The 18,620-nt window shown below is 70.9% G+C and carries 12 protein-coding genes, 1 tRNA gene and 1 rRNA gene; 3 read left to right on the top strand and 11 right to left on the bottom strand.

What is annotated here, in order from left to right; translation table 11 throughout:
* Positions 1-79 precede the first annotated feature (79 nt).
* The gene (locus tag AB0F82_RS23880; protein WP_362631113.1) at positions 80-853 is read left to right on the top strand and encodes an SDR family NAD(P)-dependent oxidoreductase; all 774 of its coding nucleotides are present in this window, start codon (positions 80-82) and stop codon (positions 851-853) included.
* Here AB0F82_RS23880 and AB0F82_RS23885 read toward each other — a convergent pair.
* The 9 genes from AB0F82_RS23885 to AB0F82_RS23925 form a co-directional block, all read right to left on the bottom strand.
* Entirely contained in the window at positions 801-1,121 is a 321-nt protein-coding gene (locus AB0F82_RS23885; RefSeq protein ID WP_362631115.1) for a hypothetical protein, read from the bottom strand. The two genes, AB0F82_RS23880 and AB0F82_RS23885, sit on opposite strands and share 53 nt — an antisense overlap.
* 106 nt (positions 1,122-1,227) lie before the next feature.
* Positions 1,228-1,605 carry a helix-turn-helix domain-containing protein gene (locus tag AB0F82_RS23890; protein WP_030664971.1) on the bottom strand — a complete coding sequence of 126 codons (378 nt, stop codon included), beginning with the start codon at positions 1,603-1,605 and terminating at the stop codon, positions 1,228-1,230.
* 109 nt (positions 1,606-1,714) lie between these two features.
* The gene (locus AB0F82_RS23895; RefSeq protein ID WP_362631118.1) at positions 1,715-2,254 is read right to left on the bottom strand and encodes a CinA family protein; all 540 of its coding nucleotides are present in this window, start codon (positions 2,252-2,254) and stop codon (positions 1,715-1,717) included.
* A 23-nt stretch (positions 2,255-2,277) separates the two neighbouring features.
* Positions 2,278-2,934, bottom strand: a complete 657-nt coding sequence (pgsA, locus tag AB0F82_RS23900) for a CDP-diacylglycerol--glycerol-3-phosphate 3-phosphatidyltransferase (RefSeq protein ID WP_362631120.1) — start codon at positions 2,932-2,934, stop codon at positions 2,278-2,280.
* A complete protein-coding gene (gene rimO / locus AB0F82_RS23905) occupies positions 2,931-4,436 on the bottom strand; it encodes a 30S ribosomal protein S12 methylthiotransferase RimO (RefSeq protein ID WP_356810504.1) in 1,506 nt (501 codons plus the stop codon). The genes pgsA and rimO overlap by 4 nt, the downstream gene beginning before the upstream one ends.
* 126 nt (positions 4,437-4,562) lie before the next feature.
* A complete protein-coding gene (locus tag AB0F82_RS23910; protein ID WP_356810505.1) occupies positions 4,563-5,459 on the bottom strand; it encodes a helix-turn-helix domain-containing protein in 897 nt (298 codons plus the stop codon).
* A 220-nt stretch (positions 5,460-5,679) separates the two neighbouring features.
* Positions 5,680-8,481 (bottom strand): FtsK/SpoIIIE family DNA translocase, encoded by a 2,802-nt coding sequence (locus tag AB0F82_RS23915; protein WP_362631123.1) that lies wholly within the window; start codon positions 8,479-8,481, stop codon positions 5,680-5,682.
* A 115-nt stretch (positions 8,482-8,596) separates the two neighbouring features.
* The gene (locus AB0F82_RS23920; RefSeq protein WP_030821150.1) at positions 8,597-9,280 is read right to left on the bottom strand and encodes a response regulator; all 684 of its coding nucleotides are present in this window, start codon (positions 9,278-9,280) and stop codon (positions 8,597-8,599) included.
* Between the two features lie 274 nt (positions 9,281-9,554).
* Positions 9,555-15,089 carry a HAMP domain-containing protein gene (locus tag AB0F82_RS23925; protein WP_362631126.1) on the bottom strand — a complete coding sequence of 1,845 codons (5,535 nt, stop codon included), beginning with the start codon at positions 15,087-15,089 and terminating at the stop codon, positions 9,555-9,557.
* Between the two features lie 168 nt (positions 15,090-15,257).
* Here AB0F82_RS23925 and AB0F82_RS23930 point away from each other — a divergent pair, with 168 nt between their 5' ends.
* Positions 15,258-17,843 carry a SpoIIE family protein phosphatase gene (locus AB0F82_RS23930; RefSeq protein WP_362631128.1) on the top strand — a complete coding sequence of 862 codons (2,586 nt, stop codon included), beginning with the start codon at positions 15,258-15,260 and terminating at the stop codon, positions 17,841-17,843.
* A 42-nt stretch (positions 17,844-17,885) separates the two neighbouring features.
* Entirely contained in the window at positions 17,886-18,398 is a 513-nt protein-coding gene (locus AB0F82_RS23935; RefSeq protein WP_362631130.1) for a DinB family protein, read from the top strand.
* Positions 18,399-18,446: 48 nt separating this feature from the next.
* On the opposite strand, the gene AB0F82_RS23940 is transcribed toward AB0F82_RS23935, so the two are convergent.
* Positions 18,447-18,522 (bottom strand) — tRNA-Thr (locus AB0F82_RS23940).
* Between the two features lie 5 nt (positions 18,523-18,527).
* Positions 18,528-18,620: ribosomal RNA gene (gene rrf, locus AB0F82_RS23945) — 5S ribosomal RNA — on the bottom strand; the annotation flags it as partial.

The raw sequence follows: 18,620 nt of genomic DNA on the forward strand, positions 1-18,620 counted from the left end.
CGCCCCGCCCCCGGCTCCGCCGTCAGGCGCCGGTACGCAACGATTGACGACCCGTCAGGTCCGGTCGTACCGTCCCGGCATGCCCATACCCACAGCCTCGTACGACCTCACCGGCCGCACCGCCTTGGTCACCGGAGCCGCCAGCGGCATCGGCCGCGCCACCGCCGTCCTCCTCGCCGCGGCCGGCGCCCACGTGCACTGCGCGGACCGTGACGAGCGGGGACTGGCCGAGACGGCCGCCCTGGCCGCCGAGGCCGGCGGGGGCGGCGCCACCGTCCACCCCCTTGACGTCACCGACCGGGCCGCGGTCCGGGCGGCCGTCACCGCGGCGGGCCCGCTCGACATCGCCGCCGCCATCGCCGGGATCATGCACACCAGCAGCGTCCTGGAGACGGCCGACGAGGACCTCGACCGGGTCATGGACATCAACTTCAAGGGGGTCCTGCGCACCTGCCAGGAGGCCGCCCGCTCCATGATCACCGCCGGCCGCCCCGGATCGATCGTCACCATGGCCTCCGGCGCCGTGGACGCCGCCCAGCCCGGCCTGCTCTGCTACAGCGCCGCCAAGGCCGCCGTCGTCCAGCTCACGAAGACACTCGCCACCGAGACGGGCCCGCACGGCCTACGGGTCAACGCCGTCGCCCCCGGCTGGATCCGCACCCCGATGACCGGCCGCCACGGCCCCGAGGTCCAGGAGCAGACCGAGGCCGCCATGGTCCGCATGTCCCCCCTGCGCCGGGTCGGCGAGCCGGAGGACATCGCACAGGCGGTGCTCTACCTGGCCTCGGACGCCTCGTCCTTCATGACGGGCCAGATCCTGCGTCCGAACGGTGGGGTGTCGATGCCCTGGTGACCGCCCCCGACGCCCCGGCTTCCCGGCCGGCCCGCCACCGGGTTCTGCGCAGCGGCGCCGGCACGCAGTGCACCGGCAGCAGCCCCAGGCCCCAGCCGCCCACCGCCACCGCGCCCTCCACGGCGCCCGACTCCGCCGGCGCCAGGACCAGCCGCAGCACGGCCCACCACCAGAGGGCCCCCGCCGTCAGCGCGAGGGCCGACAGCACAGGTATGCGCAGCGACGTCCGCACTGCCACCTCCAGGGGCCGGGACCCGGACGGCCCCATCGTCTCGCACGCCCCTCGCGCCCGCACCCAGAACGGCCGGGAGCCCCGGCCGGTGCTCCACGCACCGGCCGGGGCTCCGGCCAAGCTCAAACACGCACGTGCTCGCTCACGCGGCTACTACATTCACCGCTTCCGCAGGCGCCTTGATGGTCACCCGTTCCGGACCCGCGACCGAAGCCATCGAGACCGAATTGAGCATCGGGCGGACCGGTACGGTGACCGGTTCGCTTGCCGCGGCCGACTGTGCCAGCTCAGCGAGCGATAGTTCATCACTGACTTCGCGCATCAGCTCGGACATCCGTACGTCCAACGCGTCGCAGATCGCGGAGAGCAGCTCGGAGGATGCCTCCTTCTGCCCCCGCTCCACCTCGGAGAGATAGCCGAGCGAAACTCGGGCCGACGAGGAGACTTCGCGCAGAGTACGGCCCTGGCGCTGGCGCTGCCGACGCAGCACGTCACCCAGCAGGCGACGGAGCAGAATCATCGGTGGCTCCCTCCTCTGACCGTGTAGCCGCATCCTTCACGCCCCACCGTACCGCCTCGCGCCGCGGCCGTGCGGGGAGCGATGTCGTGTTCACTCAGGGCTGCAAACATCAAATCCCCCCGTTCTGTTCCGTATCCTGCCCCCGCGCATTCTCACGGAGTTCGTCCGAGAGAAGCTCGAGCACTGTCCGTGCACTCTCCCTACGGATTTCCGCCCGGGAGCCGTTCAACCTCAGCCGGGCCGTTTTCCTGCTCCCCGGACCGTCCACGGCGACGAAAACCGTGCCCACCGGCTGGCCGTCCTGGGGCTCCGGACCGGCCACCCCGGTCGTCGCGATCCCCCACGAAGCGCCCATCACCCGACGCACCCCGGCAGCCATCTCAGCGGCCACCTGGGCGTTCACGGCGCCTTCGACCGCGAGCAGGTCCGCGTTCACTCCGAGGACCCGGTGCTTGATCTCCGTCGCGTACGCCGTGACCGATCCGCGGAACGACCGTGAGGCTCCGGGGACGGCCGTCAGCTCGGCCGCAACCATGCCGCCGGTCAGGGATTCCGCGACAGCGAGGGTCTGGTCACTCTCCGCGAGCAACTGGAGCGCGTACGCGGCGGCCGTGCGCCCCTCGCTCGCTCCGGAGCGCCCCCGCGTCACCGGAGAATCCCCCGCCCCGTACGTCACCGCGCGGCCCGCTCCGCGACGAGTCCCTGGCGGCGCAGCACGACCGCCTGGCGGATGTAGTCCAAACCGGTGACGACGGTCAGCACGACCGCGATCGCCATCACCCAAAAGCGCATGGTCGCCAGCGCACCGGTCAGTGCGAGGACGTACATGCCCACGGCCGTCCCCTGGGCCAGCGTCTTCAGCTTGCCGCCGCGACTGGCCGGAATCACGCCGTAGCGGATGACCCAGAAGCGCAGCAGCGTGATCCCGAGCTCCCGTCCGAGGATCACCCCGGTCACCCACCACGGGAGGTCGCCGAGCCAGGAGAGGCAGATCAGCGCCGAGCCCATGATCGCCTTGTCGGCGATGGGGTCGGCGATCTTGCCGAAGTCCGTGACCAGGTTGTACGTCCGGGCCAGATGCCCGTCGAAGATGTCCGTGATCATGGCGACAGCGAAGGCCGCCCAGGCCCAGGCCCGCCAGGCCGGGTCGTAGCCGCCGTCGGCGAGCAGCAGCAGGACGAAGCCCGGCACCAGCACGAGCCGGATCATCGTCAGGATGTTGGCGATGTTCCACAGGCTGGCCTGATCGACCGCCGCGGCGCCCAGCTTCGCGCCGGGTACGGGCCGGCGGCCGGTCCCGCCCGCCGCAGATGCCGGGACACCGGTCATCCGGCCGCCTCCTCAAAGTGCATGTCCAGGGGCTCGGCCACCAGGTCCACTCCCAGGGTGCCGACGACCTTCGCCGTGACGATACGCCCGGGGACCAGGCCCGTGCCGTCCGTGAAGACGACCTGGCCGTCGGTCTCGGGGGCCTGGTGGGCGGCGCGCCCGTAGGCGCCCTCGCCGTCCTCGGCCTCGTCGAACGGGACGACCGTCTCCACGAGCACTTCCAGGGTCTCGCCGATCCGCTCCTCCGCACGCTGGGCGGTGAGCTCCTCGGCGAGCCGCTGCATGTGCGCCAGGCGCTCGGCGATCGTGTCCTCGTCCAGCTTGTTCTCGTAGGTGACGGCCTCGGTGCCGTCCTCGTCGGAGTAGCCGAACACGCCGATCGCGTCGAGGCGGGCGTGGGTGAGGAAACGCTCCAGCTCGGCGAAGTCGGCTTCCGTCTCGCCGGGGAAGCCGACGATGAAGTTCGAGCGGACACCGGCCTGCGGGGCCTTGGAGCGGATGGTGTCCAGCAGCTCCAGGAAGCGGTCGGTGTCACCGAAGCGGCGCATGGCGCGCAGCACGTCGGGGGCCGAGTGCTGGAAGGACAGGTCGAAGTACGGCACGACCTTGGGGGTCGAGGTCAGCACGTCGATCAGGCCCGGTCGCATCTCGGCGGGCTGGAGGTAGCTGACGCGGACGCGCTCGATGCCGTCGACGGCGGCGAGCTCGGGCAGCAGCGTCTCCAGGAGCCGGATGTCGCCGAGGTCCTTGCCGTACGAGGTGTTGTTCTCGGAGACCAGCATGATCTCCTTGACGCCCTGCTCGGCGAGCCAGCGGGTCTCGCCCAGCACGTCGCTGGGGCGGCGGGAGATGAAGGACCCGCGGAAGGACGGGATGGCGCAGAAGGAGCAGCGCCGGTCGCACCCGGAGGCGAGCTTGACCGAGGCCACCGGGCTCTTGTCCAGGCGGCGGCGCAGCGGGGCGCGCGGACCGGAGGCGGGCGCCACCCCCTCGGGCAGGTCCGCGGGGGCCTCGGCGGGCTCCTCGGCGGGCGCCTGGGCGTGCCCGGGGAGGGCGACGTCGGCGGCCTGGCGCGCGGCGGGGCTGATCGGCAGCAGCTGGCGGCGGTCACGCGGGGTATGGGCTTCGACACTGCCGCCGCTGAGGATGACCTGGAGGCGGTTGGAGATGTCGGCGTAGTCGTCGAAGCCGAGGACCCCGTCGGCCTCGGGAAGGGCCTCGGCGAGCTCCTTGCCGTAGCGCTCGGCCATGCAGCCGACGGCGACGACGGCCTGGGTCTTGCCGTGATCCTTGAGATCGTTGGCTTCCAGCAGGGCGTCTACGGAGTCCTTCTTGGCGGCTTCGACGAAGCCACAGGTGTTGACGACGGCTACGTCCGCGTCGGCGGCGTCCTCGACGAGCTCCCAGCCATCCGCCGCCAAGCGGCCTGCGAGCTCCTCCGAGTCCACCTCGTTACGGGCGCAGCCAAGAGTGACAAGGGCGACGGTACGGCGTTCGGGCATGGACTCAAGACTACTTCGTCCCGGCGTCGGCCCCAGCCGCAAGTCCCCGTACACCGAGATCCCCGGGGTGCGAGCAGCACCCCGGGGATCCCGGTTCACGCTTTCCGCCCTGGGGCGGCCCCTCGGTCAGCCCGCCTGCGGCTGGTCCCGGGAGGGGTCCTCCTTGGTGTATGTGAGGCGTTCCACTTGCCCCGGCCGGAAGTCGTCCTTGATCTCCTTGCCGTTCACGAAGAGCTTCACGACCCCGGCGTCGCCGAGCACGAGGTCGACGGACTCCTTGTCCGTGAACGTCTTCGACTCGCCCTGCACGAGGGTGCCGTCGAAGAGGAGCCGGCCCGTGGAGTCCTTGGCGGAGATCCAGCTCTCGCCCGTGTCGGCCGTCAGGACGACCGTGACGAGGTCCTTGGGCGCGGCGGCGATGGCGCTGTCCGAGGGCTCCGGCTTGGCGGCCGGCGGGACCTGGGAGGGCTGCGCGGCAGGCTTGCCGCCGGTCTGCTTGGGTGCGGGCTTGGGGGAGGCGGATCCTTCCGCCACCGGGCGCTTCCCCTTCTCGTCGCCGCCGCCGAAGGCGGTGAAGCCCACGAAGCCGATCACGGCGACGATGGCGGCGACCATGGCGGCGGTCCAGTTGGGCCGCTGCCGCTCGGGGCGGATCCGCTCGGCGTCGAACATCGGCGCGGCGGGGGTGGGTGCCGGCCGGCCGCCGTGGGCCGCGTCGTAGCTCTCGACCAGGGGTGCCGGGTCGAGGTGGACGGCGCGGGCGAGCGTACGGATGTGGCCGCGGGCGTAGACGTCGCCGCCGCACCGCGTGAAGTCGTCCTCTTCGATCGCGTGCACGATCGGGATGCGCACGCGGGTGATGGAACTGACCTCGTCGACTGTGAGCCCGGCGGCGATCCGGGCCTTCTTGAGGGCCGTCCCGATGGACGGCTCTTCGACGGAACGTTCGACGAGACGGTCCTCGGACCGGTCGTCGGTCGAAGGCCGCTCTTCTTCGGGGGAGTTGGAGTTGCCGATGGACACAAGGGCGCCTTTCGAGCGTGTAGCCACCTGCTGGAGGTCCAGTCTAGGGGGGTGACGAAAGGGTGGAGCAACCGGAGGGTGCTCTGCCTACGCCATCCGAATGGCGTGGGAAGGGTCCCTCCGGCGCGGCGGTCCCCCGCCGTACGTCACGTCGTGCGCGGTGCCGCCACCTCTCTTCAACTTGACGCGGCCCCAAGGGAAACGGTTGCCCGCAAAACGGCTACGAATGCGTCTCGCCGCGGATCACCGCGAGCACCCCGTCCAGCTCGTCGGCCTTCAGCAGGACGTCGCGCGCCTTCGAGCCCTCGCTCGGTCCGACGATGCCCCGCGACTCCATGAGGTCCATGAGCCGACCGGCCTTCGCGAAGCCCACCCGCAGCTTGCGCTGGAGCATCGAGGTGGAGCCGAACTGCGTGGTGACGACCAGCTCCGCCGCCTGGCACAGCAGGTCCAGGTCGTCGCCGATGTCCTCGTCGATCTCCTTCTTCTGCTTCTGCCCCACGGTGACGTCGTCCCGGAAGACCGGCGCCATCTGGTCCTTGCAGTGCTGGACGATCCCGGCGATCTCGTCCTCGGTGACGAAGGCGCCCTGGAGCCGGACGGGCTTGTTCGCCCCCATCGGCAGGAACAGCCCGTCGCCCTTGCCGATGAGCTTCTCGGCGCCGGGCTGGTCGAGGATGACCCGGCTGTCGGCGAGGGAGGACGTGGCGAAGGCGAGGCGCGAGGGCACGTTCGCCTTGATCAGGCCCGTGACCACGTCCACCGAGGGCCGCTGGGTGGCGAGCACCAGGTGGATGCCGGCGGCACGGGCCAGCTGGGTGATGCGGACGATGGAGTCCTCGACGTCGCGCGGGGCCACCATCATCAGGTCGGCGAGCTCGTCGACGATCACCAGCAGGTACGGGTAGGGGCTGAGTTCCCGTTCGCTGCCCGGCGGGAGTTTGATCTTCCCGTCCCGGATCGCCCGGTTGAAGTCGTCGATGTGCCGGTAGCCGAAGGCGGCCAGGTCGTCGTAGCGCAGGTCCATCTCGCGCACGACCCACTGGAGCGCCTCGGCGGCCCGCTTGGGGTTGGTGATGATCGGCGTGATCAGGTGCGGGATGCCCTCGTACGCCGTCAGCTCGACGCGCTTGGGGTCGACGAGGACCATCCGGACGTCCTCCGGGGTGGCCCGCACCATGATCGAGGTGATCAGGCAGTTGATGCAGGAGGACTTGCCGGAGCCGGTGGCACCGGCGACCAGGACGTGCGGCATCTTGGCGAGGTTGGCCATGACGTAGCCGCCCTCGACGTCCTTGCCGAGCGCGACCAGCATCGGGTGGTCGTCCTCGGCCGCGTCCGCGAGGCGCAGCACGTCGCCCAGGTTGACCATCTCGCGGTCGGTGTTGGGGATCTCGATGCCGACCGCGGACTTGCCCGGGATCGGGCTGATGATCCGCACGTCCGGGCTGGCCACGGCGTAGGCGATGTTCTTGGTCAGGGCCGTGATCCGCTCCACCTTCACGGCCGCGCCGAGGGTCACCTCGTAGCGGGTGACCGTCGGGCCCCGGGTGAAGCCGGTGACGTCGGCGTCCACCTTGAACTCGGTGAACACGTTGCGCAGGGCGGCGACCACGGCGTCGTTGGCGGCGCTGCGGGTCTTGCCGGGCCCGCCCTTCTCCAGCAGGTCCAGCGAGGGCAGGGAGTACGTGATGTCCCCGCGCAGCTGGAGCTGCTCGGCGCGGGGCGGCAGCGGCTGGGCCTCGGGCGGGGCCTTCGTCAGGTCGGGTACCGCCAGCGTTCCGGAGACCGCGGCGGTGGTGGCGTGCGGCTGCTCGGCGGGCTCCGGGGCGGCCGCGGGAACGGGCGGGGCGGGTGCTTCGGGTGCCGCCTTCGCGGTGGGACGCCCGGCGCGGGCGGTCGGCACTGGGGCGGTGGCCTCCACGCCGTCGCGCTCGGCGGAGATCCCGTGCGTGAGGTCGGCGACGAGCGGGGAGGGCGGCATTCCGCCGTAGACCGCCCCGTCCAGGGCGGCGGCGGCCGCCGCGGCCACGTCGACGGCGTCCATCCCGCGGTCCACCGCCGGGCGGGCGGCGGTCTTGCGCGGCCGGCGCCGCCTCAGTGCCTCCTCCTCGGCGGCGTCCGAGGGGTCGCCGGGGCCCGCGCCGGCCCCGGCACGGGCCCGCCACCGGTCGGGGTCGTGCCGTACGGCGGCGACTCCCTCGACCTCCCCGTAGCCCTCGTCGTACTCGTTCGGGGCGATGAGCCCCAGTCGGATGCCGAGCCGGCGCAGCCGCTGCGGGATCGCGTTGACCGGGGTCGCGGTGACGACGAGCAGGCCGAAGACGGTGAGCAGCACCAGCATGGGCACCGCCAGCGGCGCTCCCATGGTGAAGATCAGCGGCTTCGAGGCGCCCCAGCCGATGAGCCCGCCCGCGTTCTGCATGGCGGTGGTGCCCTCGTCCCGGCCGGGCGCTCCGCAGGCGATGTGGACCAGGCCGAGGACGCCGATGGCGAGGGCGGACAGCCCGATGCCGATCCGGCCGTTGGCGTCGGCCTGTTCGGGGTGGCGGATGAAACGTACCGCCATGACTCCGAGCAGTATCGGAACGAGCAGATCCAGTCGCCCGAAGGCACCGGTGACCAGCATGGTCACCAGATCCCCGACGGGACCGCTCAGGTTCGACCAGGTACCGGCGGCGACGATCAGCGCGAGGGCGAGGAGGAGCAGCGCGAGGCCGTCCTTGCGGTGGGCGGGATCGAGGTTCCTGGCCCCTTGGCCGATCCCGCGGAAGACGGCGCCGACCGCGTGCGCGCAGCCCAGCCACAGGGCCCGCACCAGTCGCAGCACGCCGCTCGTCGGGGACGGCACGGGCTTGGCCGCTGCCTTCTTGGCCGGGGCGCGCCTGGCGGCCGCGGCCTTCTTCGCCGGTGGCTTGCGTGCGGGGGCCGCCTTCTTGGCGGGCCCCGTCGTACGGCCGGTGCGGCCCTTCGCGGTGCCCGCGGTGCCAGGGGAACCCTTGCCGGACGTACTTGAGGCCATGGGGCCGAGGTTACCGGTGCGCACGCCGGTGGACACGCGTGCCCACCCCTTCACCCGTTCGTGTCGTCGGCCGGGCAGGTGCCGTGACGCTCCGCCAAGCCGGACGCGTGCGCGGTCAGTTCTGCGACGGCAGGGCCGGAGCCCCTCCGGCGCTGCCGGGCTCCAGCGCGTCGAGTGCCCGCCGCAGTCCGGTGAGTTTGCGTTCCAGATGGGCCGCGGTCGCCACGACACCGGCGTCGGCGGAATCCTCGCCGAGCTGCTTGGTCAGCGCCTCGGCCTGTTCCTCGACCGCCGCGAGCCGCGCGGACAGCTCGGCCAGCAGGCCCGCCGTCTCCTTGCCGGCGTCCACGCCGTTCGAGCCGCCGCCCTCCAGCTGGAGCCTCAGCAGGGCCGCCTGCTCCCGCAGTTGGCAGTTCTTCGTGTACAGCTCCACGAAGACGGAAACCTTGGCCCGCAGCACCCACGGGTCGAAGGGCTTGGAGATGTAGTCGACCGCACCCGCAGCGTAGCCGCGGAAGGTGTGGTGGGGACCGTGGTTGATCGCGGTGAGGAAGATGATCGGAATGTCCCGGGTGCGCTCGCGCCGCTTGATGTGCGCGGCCGTTTCGAACCCGTCCATGCCCGGCATCTGGACATCCAGCAGGATGACCGCGAAATCGTCCGTCAGCAGCGCTTTGAGCGCCTCCTCCCCCGACGACGCCCGGACCAGTGTCTGATCGAGCGCGGAGAGGATGGCCTCCAACGCCAGCAGATTCTCCGGCCGGTCGTCGACCAGGAGGATCTTGGCCTTCTGCACCATGCCCTGTCCTCCTCGCCCCGGCATGGGGCCTCCCCGGCTCTGGGCACCGGCCTGTGCGCCGGGCCCCGCCCCAGAGGACGACACCCGTGCGCCGTCCGTCCTTGTGCCGGTCATCGTAGCCCCAGTCCCGAGATCGCCACACCCTGTCACCAAGATGTCACTGTGCACGAAGCAGAAACGTGGTGGGAGAGCAGAAGGTTCCCCGTGCACCGCCCACCCACACCGCCGCGGCCACAGTGCGTCAGCGACCGGGTCCCGTCCGCTCTCCCTCCCGTCACTTCCCGAGCATCCACTGCTCCATCACGGACAACAGGTAGTCGGGGTCGACCGGCTTGGTGACGTAGTCGGAAGCCCCGGAGTCGATCGCCTTCTCCCGGTCCCCCTTCATCGCCTTGGCCGTCAGCGCGATGATCGGCAGGCCCGCGAACTGCGGCATCCGCCGGATCGCCGAGGTCGTGGCGTACCCGTCCATCTCGGGCATCATGATGTCCATCAGCACGACCTTCACGTCGTCGTGCTGCTCCAGGACCTCGATGCCCTCCCGCCCGTTCTCCGCGTACAGCACCGCCAGCCCGTGCTGTTCCAGCACGCTGGTGAGCGCGAAGACGTTGCGGACGTCGTCGTCCACGATGAGCACCCGCTCGCCGCGGAAGTCGTACGTCCGCGCCGCCGCCGGAAGCTCCTCCTCCGCGCTGTCCCAGCCGTCCTCGGCCCCCGCCGCGTTCGGCTGCCCCGGCACCGCCGTACGCGGCTCCAGGTCGCTCAGCGCCTTGCGCCGGCGCCGGAACAACCCGGCCCCGCCGTTCTGTCCCGCTCCGGACGGCGACGGCGCCGACGGCGCGGACCGCGCGGGCTGGGGCGGCGCCGCCGGCGTCGCCGAGGGCCCGGCCGGCAGCACCGGCAGCCCGGGGCGAGCCCCGTCGAGGGACCGGCGGTACAGCTCGCCGCGGGCGCCCCCGGGCGTGGGCGGCGCGTACCCCTGCGGCGGCAGCTCGCTCGGGTGCAGCGGCAGGTACAGCGTGAAGGTGGAGCCGCGGCCGGGCTCACTGGCCGCGTGGATCTCGCCGCCCAGGAGCCGGGCGATCTCCCGGCTGATGGACAGCCCCAGCCCGGTGCCTCCGTACTTGCGGCTCGTGGTCCCGTCGGCCTGCTTGAACGCCTCGAAGATCACCAGCATCTTGCTCGCCGCGATCCCGATGCCGGTGTCGGTGACCGAGAAGGCGATCAGGTCCGCGTCCGCCTCCCGGAGCGAGCCGGCCTCCAGCAGCTGTTCGCGGATCGCCGTCGGCACGTCGGCCCCGGCCGGCCGGATCACCAGCTCCACCGCACCGGTGTCGGTGAACTTCACCGCGTTCGACAGCAGGTTGCGCAGCACCTGCAGCAGCCGCTGCTCGTCGGTGTGCAGGGTGGCGGGCAGCTCCGGGGAGACCCGCACCGAGAAGTCGAGGCCCTTCTCCGCCGTCAGCGGCCGGAAGGTCGCCTCCACATAGTCCACGAGCTGGACCAGCGCGATCCGGGTCGGCGAGACGTCCATCTTCCCGGCCTCGACCTTCGACAGATCGAGGATGTCGTTGATCAGCTGGAGCAGGTCGGAGCCCGCGCCGTGGATGGTCTCGGCGAACTCCACCTGCTTCGGCGACAAGTTCTCGTCCGCGTTGTCGGCGAGCAGCTTGGCCAGGATCAGCAGCGAGTTGAGCGGGGTGCGCAGCTCGTGCGACATGTTCGCCAGGAACTCGGACTTGTAGCGCATCGAGACAGCCAGCTGCTCGGCACGTTCCTCCAGGACCTGCCGCGCCTCTTCGATCTCGGTGTTCTTCACCTCGATGTCCCGGTTCTGCTGGGCCAGCAGTTCCGCCTTCTCCTCCAGCTCCGCGTTGGCGGCCTGCAGGGCCTTCTGCCGGTTCTCCAGCTCGTCGGAACGCTCGCGCAGCTGCTCGGTCATCTCCTGCGACTGCTTCAGCAGCATCTCCGTCTTGGAGTTGACGCTGATGGTGTTGACGCTCGTACCGATCATCTCGGCGATCTGGCTGAGGAAGTCCTTCTGGATCTGCGTGAAGGGCGTGAAGGAGGCCAGCTCGATGACGCCGAGCACCTTCCCCTCGAAGAGCACCGGCAGCACGATCACGTGCGCCGGCGGGGCCTCGCCGAGCCCCGAGGAGATCTTCAGGTAGCCGGGCGGAGTGTTCTCGACGAGGATCGTCCGCTTCTCCTCCGCGACCGCCCCGATCAGCCCCTCCCCCGGCCGGAAGGAGATGGGCATCTGGCCGCCGGCGTACGCGTAGCTCCCGCGCATCCGCAGCTCGTACGAGCCGTCCGCGCCGCCTTCCGTCCCGATCTCGGTGGTACCGCCGGCCGGCACCGCCAGGAAGAAGGCGCCGTGCTGCGCGGAGACCACCGGGGTCAGCTCGCTCATGATCAGCGAAGCGACGTCGTCGAGGTCGCGGCGGCCCTGCATCAGGGCGGAGATACGGGCCAGGTTGCCCTTGAGCCAGTCCTGCTCCTTGTTGGCCAAGGTGGTGTCGCGCAGGTTGACGATCATCGTGTTGATGTTGTCCTGGAGGACCTGGATCTCGCCCGCCGCGTCCACGTCCACCTTCAGGCTGAGGTCGCCGCGGGTCACCGCAGTGGCCACGGCCGCGATCGCGCGCACCTGCCGGGTGAGGTTCCCGGCCATCTCGTTCACGGACTCGGTCAGGTCCCGCCAGGTGCCGTCCACGTCACGCACCCGCGCCTGCCCGCCCAGGATGCCCTCGGTGCCCACCTCGCGGGCCACCCGCGTCACCTGGTCGGCGAAGGAGGAGAGCTGGTCGACCATCGTGTTGATGGTGGTCTTCAGCTCCAGGATCTCGCCCCGGGCGTCGATGTCGATCTTCTTGGTCATGTCGCCCTTGGCGATGGCGGTCGTGACCATGGCGATCTGCCGCACCTGACCGGTGAGGTTGGAGGCCATGAAGTTCACCGAGTCGGTGAGGTCCTTCCACGTCCCCGAGACTCCGGGCACGTGCGCCTGCCCGCCCAGGCGGCCCTCCGTACCCACCTCGCGGGCCACCCGCGTCACCTCGTCGGCGAAGGACGACAGGGTCTTCACCATCGTGTTGACGGTGTCGGCGAGCTGCGCGACCTCGCCGCGCGCCTCGACCGTGACCTTCTTCGTCAGGTCGCCGTTGGCGACGGCCGCGGAGACCTGGGCGATCCCGCGCACCTGGGCCGTCAGGTTGCCGGCCATCGTGTTGACGTTGTCGCTGAGGTCCTTCCAGATGCCGGTGACCCCGCGGACCCGGGCCTGGCCGCCGAGGATGCCCTCGGTGCCGACCTCGCGGGCCACCCGCGTCACCTGCTCGGCGAAGGAGGACAGCTGGTCCACCATCGTGTTGACGGTCGTGACGAGTTCGAGGATCTCGCCCTTGGCGTCGACAGTGATCTTCTTGGAGAGGTCGCCCATGGCGACCGCCGTCGTCACCTCGGCGATGTTGCGCACCTGGGAGGTCAGGTTGTTCGCCATGAAGTTGACGGACTGGGTGAGGTCCTTCCAGGTGCCGGAGACACCCTTGACCTCGGCCTGACCGCCGAGGATGCCCTCCGTGCCCACCTCCCGGGCCACCCGGGTCACCTGCTCCGCGAAGTTCGAGAGCTGGTCGACCATGGTGTTGAGCGTGTTCTTCAGCTCCAGGATCTCGCCCCGGGCGTCCACGTCGATCTTCTGCGACAGGTCGCCGCGCGCCACCGCCGTGGCGACCTGGGCGATGTTGCGCACCTGTGAGGTGAGGTTCCCGGCCATGCCGTTCACCGAGTCCGTGAGGTCGCGCCAGACGCCTGCCACGCCGGGCACCTGCGCCTGGCCGCCGAGGCGGCCCTCCGTACCCACGTCCCGGGCCACCCGCGTCACCTGCTCGGCGAAGGCGGAAAGCTGGTCGACCATCGTGTTGATGGTGTTCTTCAGCTCCAGGATCTCGCCCCGGGCGTCCACGTCGATCTTCTGAGACAGGTCGCCGCGCGCCACCGCCGTGGTCACCTGCGCGATCTGACGCACCTGCGAGGTCAGGTTCCCGGCCATGAAGTTGACGGAGTCGGTCAGCTCCTTCCAGGTGCCCGACACCCCCTCCACCCGGGCCTGGCCGCCGAGGCGGCCCTCCGTACCCACGTCCCGCGCCATCCGCGTGACCTGGTCCGCGAAGGACGACAGCTGGTCGACCATCGTGTTCACGGTGTTCTTCAGCTGGAGCATCTCGCCGGAGACGTCCACCGTCACCTTCTGCGACAGATCGCCGTTGGCCACCGCCGTGGTCACCTGCGCGATGTTGCGGACCTGCCCGGTGAGGTTGCGGAAGGCGGTGTTCACCGAGTCGGTGAGGTCCTTCCACGTCCCCGCCGCCCCCGGCACCTGCGCCTGACCGCCCAGCTCGCCCTCGACGCCGACCTCGCGGGCCACCCGCGTCACTTCTGCACCGAAGGACTGGAGTTGGTCCACCATCGTGTTGACGGTGTTCTTCAGCTCCAGCATCTCGCCGGCCACGTCGACGGTGACCTTCTGCGACAGATCGCCGTTGGCCACCGCGGTGGTCACCTGGGCGATGTCCCGCACCTGGGTGGTGAGGTTGCGGAAGACGGTGTTCACCGAGTCGGTGAGGTCCTTCCACGTCCCCGCCGCCCCCGGCACCTGCGCCTGACCGCCGAGCAGGCCCTTGGCACCGACCTCACTGGCCACCCGCGTGACCTCGTCCGCGAAAGTCCGCAGCGTCTCCGTCATCTGGTTGATCGTTTCGGCCAGCTGCGCGACCTCGCCGCGCGCGCTGACCCGCACCTTCTGCGACAGGTCGCCGTTGGCGACCGCCGTCGTCACCTGCGCGATCCCGCGCACCTGGGCCGTCAGGTTCCCGGCCATCGTGTTGACGGAGTCCGTCAGGTCCTTCCACACGCCCGCGACCCCCGGCACCTTGGCCTGGCCGCCCAGCTCGCCCTCCGTGCCCACCTCGCGGGCGACCCTCGTCACCTCGGAGGAGAAGGACGACAGCTGGTCCACCATGGTGTTCACGGTGTTCTTCAGCTGGAGCATCTCGCCGGCCACGTGCACGGTGACCTTGCGCGACAGATCACCCTTCGCGACGGCCGTCGTGACGAGAGCGATGTCACGCACCTGCGCGGTGAGCCTGTACGCCATCGTGTTGACGGAGTCGGTCAGATCCTTCCAGGAACCGGACATTCCGCGCACCTGGGCCTGACCGCCGAGCTTGCCCTCGGTGCCCACCTCCAGCGCCACGCGCGTCACCTCGTCGGTGAACGCGGACAGCTGGTCGACCAGGTTGTTGACCGTACGCCCGACCTTCAGGAACTCCCCGCGCAGCGGATGCCCCGCCCCCTCGGCGGCCTGCGCCCGCAGGTCCATCCGCTGGTCCAGATCACCCTCGGCCACCGCCGACAGCACCCGTCCCACCTCGGACACCGGCCGGGCCAGGTCGTCGACCAACTGGTTCGAGGCGTCGATCGCGGCCGCCCAGGAGCCCTCGCAGGCACCCGTTTCCAGCCGTTCGCTCAGCTTCCCCTCGCGGCCCACCATCCGCCGGACCCGCGACAGCTCCCCGGTCAGGTGCAGATTGCGGTCGGCGACCTCGTTGTAGACGGCGGCGATCTCCGCCATCACGCCCTCGCCGGACACCGTCAGCCGCTTGCGGAAGTTTCCGTCCCGCATCGACACCAGGGCCGTGAGCAGCCGGTTCAGAGCGGCGGTATCGACCTCTGTCGTGCCGCTGCGCCGGGACCGCCCGCCCTTCGGCCGCGTCCCCGTACGCCGCACCACTGCGCCAGACTCCACCGTGTCCCTCCCGAAAGGGTCGACCACTGTTCCACCGGACACCTGACTCATCACAAGCCGGCTCTGCAAGCCTGCCCAGTGTTTCACCCTGGCCGAACCCGGCCATAACACTTCGGCACCATCGCACACCCGCCGTACCCTGCGAGTGGATTCCCGGACGACGGCACCATGCCGTCCGCGAAGGTAAGTAACCTGGCAACCGATGTCCAACCGCGTCGAAGGAGATTCGTGATCACGGCACGGGCGGCTGCCAGCTTCGATCCCCTCGGGCGCTCGGTCGCCGCCGCTCGCGCGTTCGTCCGCGACACCCTGCAGGGCTGGGGCTTCGCGGACATCGTCGACGACGCGGTGGTCCTCACCAGCGAGCTCGTCACCAATGCCGTGGTCCACGCCGGCACCCGGGCGGAGGTGCTGTGCCTGCGCACCGAGGACGGCGTCCGGGTCGAGGTCGCCGACCGCTACCCGGAGCGCGGACTGCCGCTGGGGCACCCGGGCGAGCGCCCGTACGCCGACCCCGACCGCGAGAACGGCCGCGGGCTGATGCTCTGCGCCGCCCTGGCCACCCGCTGGGGAGTCGAGTACACGTCCACCCACAAGCACGTCTGGTTCCGCCTCGATCTGCCAGACCGGCCGGTCGGTACCCGCTCGGCGGGCCCCGTCGTCCCCGACCAGCTGCTCCCCCTCGCCGACAGCCGGGTCCGCGTCGCCGTCCTCCAAGTCGACTCGGGCGATGCCGTCTCCGCCTGGAACGAGGACGCCGAGCACATTTTCGGCCACCCCGCCGAGAAGGCCGTGGGCCGCCCGCTGGCCGAGCTCGCCGCGTGGCCGCAGACCCCGGGCACCGGCACCGGCATCGTCGAGGCCCTGCGCCTGTCCCGCTGGGAGGGCAGCTACGGCGTCCGCGGCGCCGACGGGCGCGTCATCCCCGTCTACGCCTCCCACCTGCGGGTCCGCGACGCGCACGGCGAGCCGTCCACCGTCTGCCTGCTCGTCCACGACGACGAGCGCGCCCTCCTCCAGAGCCCCGTACGGGTGCCCTCCACGGACAGCGGCCACTTCGGCGAGCCCCGTGCCGCCGACCCCTTCGAGGTCTTCATCGGCTCTCCCGCCCCCGACGACCTCGACGGCCTGCTCCAGCGCACCGTGGAGCGCGCCCGCGACCTCCTGGACGCCGATGCCGCCTTCCTGCTGCTCGCCACCGACGACGAGACCGAACTGGAGGTCCGGGCCACCACCGGCCTGCCCTCCACCCGCCAGCGCTTCGCCCGCGTCCCGGTCGAGGCCGGCACCAACCGCTACGGCTCCGCCCGCATGCCGGCCGTCCACGACGACCTCGTCGCCGTCCCCGGGGCCGTTCCGCTCCTGGAGGGCACCGGTATGCGCTCCGCGGTCACCGTCCCCCTCAAGGTCGAGGGCCGCCTCACCGGCTCCCTCGGCGTCGCCGCCGAGACCGCCGGCCGCTACTCGAACGAGGAGGCGCTCCACCTCCAGTTCGCCGCCGACCGCATCGCCCTGGCGGTGGAGTCCGCCCGCCTCGGCGAACTGGAACGGCTGCGCCGCGGGTCCCTGTCCTTCCTCGTCGAAGCCTCCGACCTGCTGGCCGGCACGCTGGACCGGGACCAGACCCTGGCCCTCATGGCCCAGATGACCGTCCCGACGCTCGCCACCTGGTGCGCCGTCTACACCATCGCCGACCAGTCCTCGGACCCGTACCTCTCATACGTCCTCCACGAGGACGAGGACCGCATCGACGGTCTGAAGGCGCTGCTGTCCCGGGTCAGCCCGCCCGAACCGGTCCGCGAGGCCGGCGCCCGCCCGTGGCCGGAAGCCGCCCTCGCGGTCGGTGGCGAGACGGTGGTCCTGCCCCTCCTCGCCCGTAACCGCGTGATCGGCATGCTCACCCTCGGCAAGCCGAGGGAGGAGCACTTCCGCCAGGAGATCCTCGAACTCGCCGAGGACCTCTCCCGCCGGGCCGCGCTGGCCCTGGACAACGCCCGTCTCTATTCGGAGCGCACGGCGATCAGCCGCTCCCTCCAGCGCAGCCTGCTGCCGCCCGGCTCCCCCGCCATCCCCGGCATGGAGGTAGAGGTCATCTACCGCGCCGCCGGCGAGGGCAACGAGGTGGGTGGCGACTTCTACGACGTGTTCCCGATCCGCGACGGCGCGTACGGCTTCGCCATCGGCGATGTCTGCGGCACGGGACCGGAGGCGGCTGCCGTGACCGGCCTGGCCCGGCACGCGCTGCGCCTGCTGGCCCGCGAGGGCCTCGGCGGCCCGGCCGTCCTCGAACGCCTCAACGCGGCCATCCTCGACGAGGGCGCCCGCAGCCGCTTCCTCACCCTCCTCTACGGCGAGCTGCACCCGCAGCCGGACGGCGGCGCGCTGATGAAGGTCGTCTGTGCGGGCCACCCGCTACCGCTGCGCCTGCGTCCGAACGGCATGGTCGACGCGGCGGCGGAACCGCAGCCCCTGCTGGGTGTGATCGAGGACCTCGAGCTGTACGAGCAGACCGTCATGCTCGACCCTGGCGACGTCCTGCTGTGCGTCACGGACGGTGTGACGGAGCGGCGTGAGGGCAGCCGGATGCTCGGGGACGACGGCCTCACGGAGGTCCTGACGACCTGTACCGGTCTGACCGCCGGTGCGGTCGCCTCCCGTGTCCTGCGCGCGGTGGAGCGCTTCGCGGCCGAGCCCGCCTCGGACGACATGGCGATCCTGGCCTTCCGGGTGCCTCATCCTCGCGCGGGCGATTAATCGCGGTGCGGTCGGCTGCGGCCTGGGCTAGCCTCGGCGACCATGTCGACTCCCCGTATACGCCCCGATTACACCGCCGACGAACGCACCCAGCTCCTGGGCTGGCTCGACATGCAGCGCTCGATCATCCGCTGGAAGTGCGAGGGCCTCTCCGGCGAGGACGCCCACCGCCCCGTCCTGCCGTCTTCTCCGCTGATGACGGCCGCAGGTCTCGTCTCCCACATGCGCTGGGTCGAGCACTGCTGGTTCGAGGTGATGCTGCTGGACCGTCCTTCCGGCGCCAACCCCCAGTTCGGGGAGGTGGAGGACGCGGACATGCAGGTCGACGGGATCCCCCTCGGCCGGCTCCTCGAGGAGTACGACGGCCAGTGCGCGGTGTCGAACGAGATCGTGGCCTCGCTCTCCCTGGACGACACGGGCCGCAACACGGAGTTCAAGGCGGGTGCCGCCTCGGTGCGCTGGGTCCTGCTCCACATGATCGAGGAGACGGCCCGCCATGCCGGCCATCTCGACGCGATCCGCGAACTGCTGGACGGCGAGAAGGGCTACTACTGACCCTTGAACGCAAAAAGGCCCCCGCCGAATGGCGGGGGCCTTTTCTTGTGGAGCCCTTTAACGGAATCGAACCGTTGACCTTCTCCTTACCATGGAGACGCTCTACCGACTGAGCTAAAAGGGCGGGTTGTTCGGCGGCGTCCTACTCTCCCACAGGGTCCCCCCTGCAGTACCATCGGCGCTGAAAGGCTTAGCTTCCGGGTTCGGAATGTAACCGGGCGT

This window comes from Streptomyces virginiae, assembly GCF_040638905.1.
Taxonomy (GTDB): Bacteria; Actinomycetota; Actinomycetes; order Streptomycetales; family Streptomycetaceae; genus Streptomyces; species Streptomyces virginiae_B.

Coding starts and splice junctions, on each gene's coding strand:
- AB0F82_RS23880 (WP_362631113.1), top strand. CDS start 80: ATGCCCATACCCACAGCCTCGTACGACCTCACCGGCCGCACCGCCTTG.
- AB0F82_RS23885 (WP_362631115.1), bottom strand. CDS start 1,121: ATGGGGCCGTCCGGGTCCCGGCCCCTGGAGGTGGCAGTGCGGACGTCG.
- AB0F82_RS23890 (WP_030664971.1), bottom strand. CDS start 1,605: ATGATTCTGCTCCGTCGCCTGCTGGGTGACGTGCTGCGTCGGCAGCGC.
- pgsA (WP_362631120.1), bottom strand. CDS start 2,934: ATGACCGGTGTCCCGGCATCTGCGGCGGGCGGGACCGGCCGCCGGCCC.
- rimO (WP_356810504.1), bottom strand. CDS start 4,436: ATGCCCGAACGCCGTACCGTCGCCCTTGTCACTCTTGGCTGCGCCCGT.
- AB0F82_RS23915 (WP_362631123.1), bottom strand. CDS start 8,481: ATGGCCTCAAGTACGTCCGGCAAGGGTTCCCCTGGCACCGCGGGCACC.
- AB0F82_RS23920 (WP_030821150.1), bottom strand. CDS start 9,280: ATGGTGCAGAAGGCCAAGATCCTCCTGGTCGACGACCGGCCGGAGAAT.
- AB0F82_RS23930 (WP_362631128.1), top strand. CDS start 15,258: ATGCCGTCCGCGAAGGTAAGTAACCTGGCAACCGATGTCCAACCGCGT.
- AB0F82_RS23935 (WP_362631130.1), top strand. CDS start 17,886: ATGTCGACTCCCCGTATACGCCCCGATTACACCGCCGACGAACGCACC.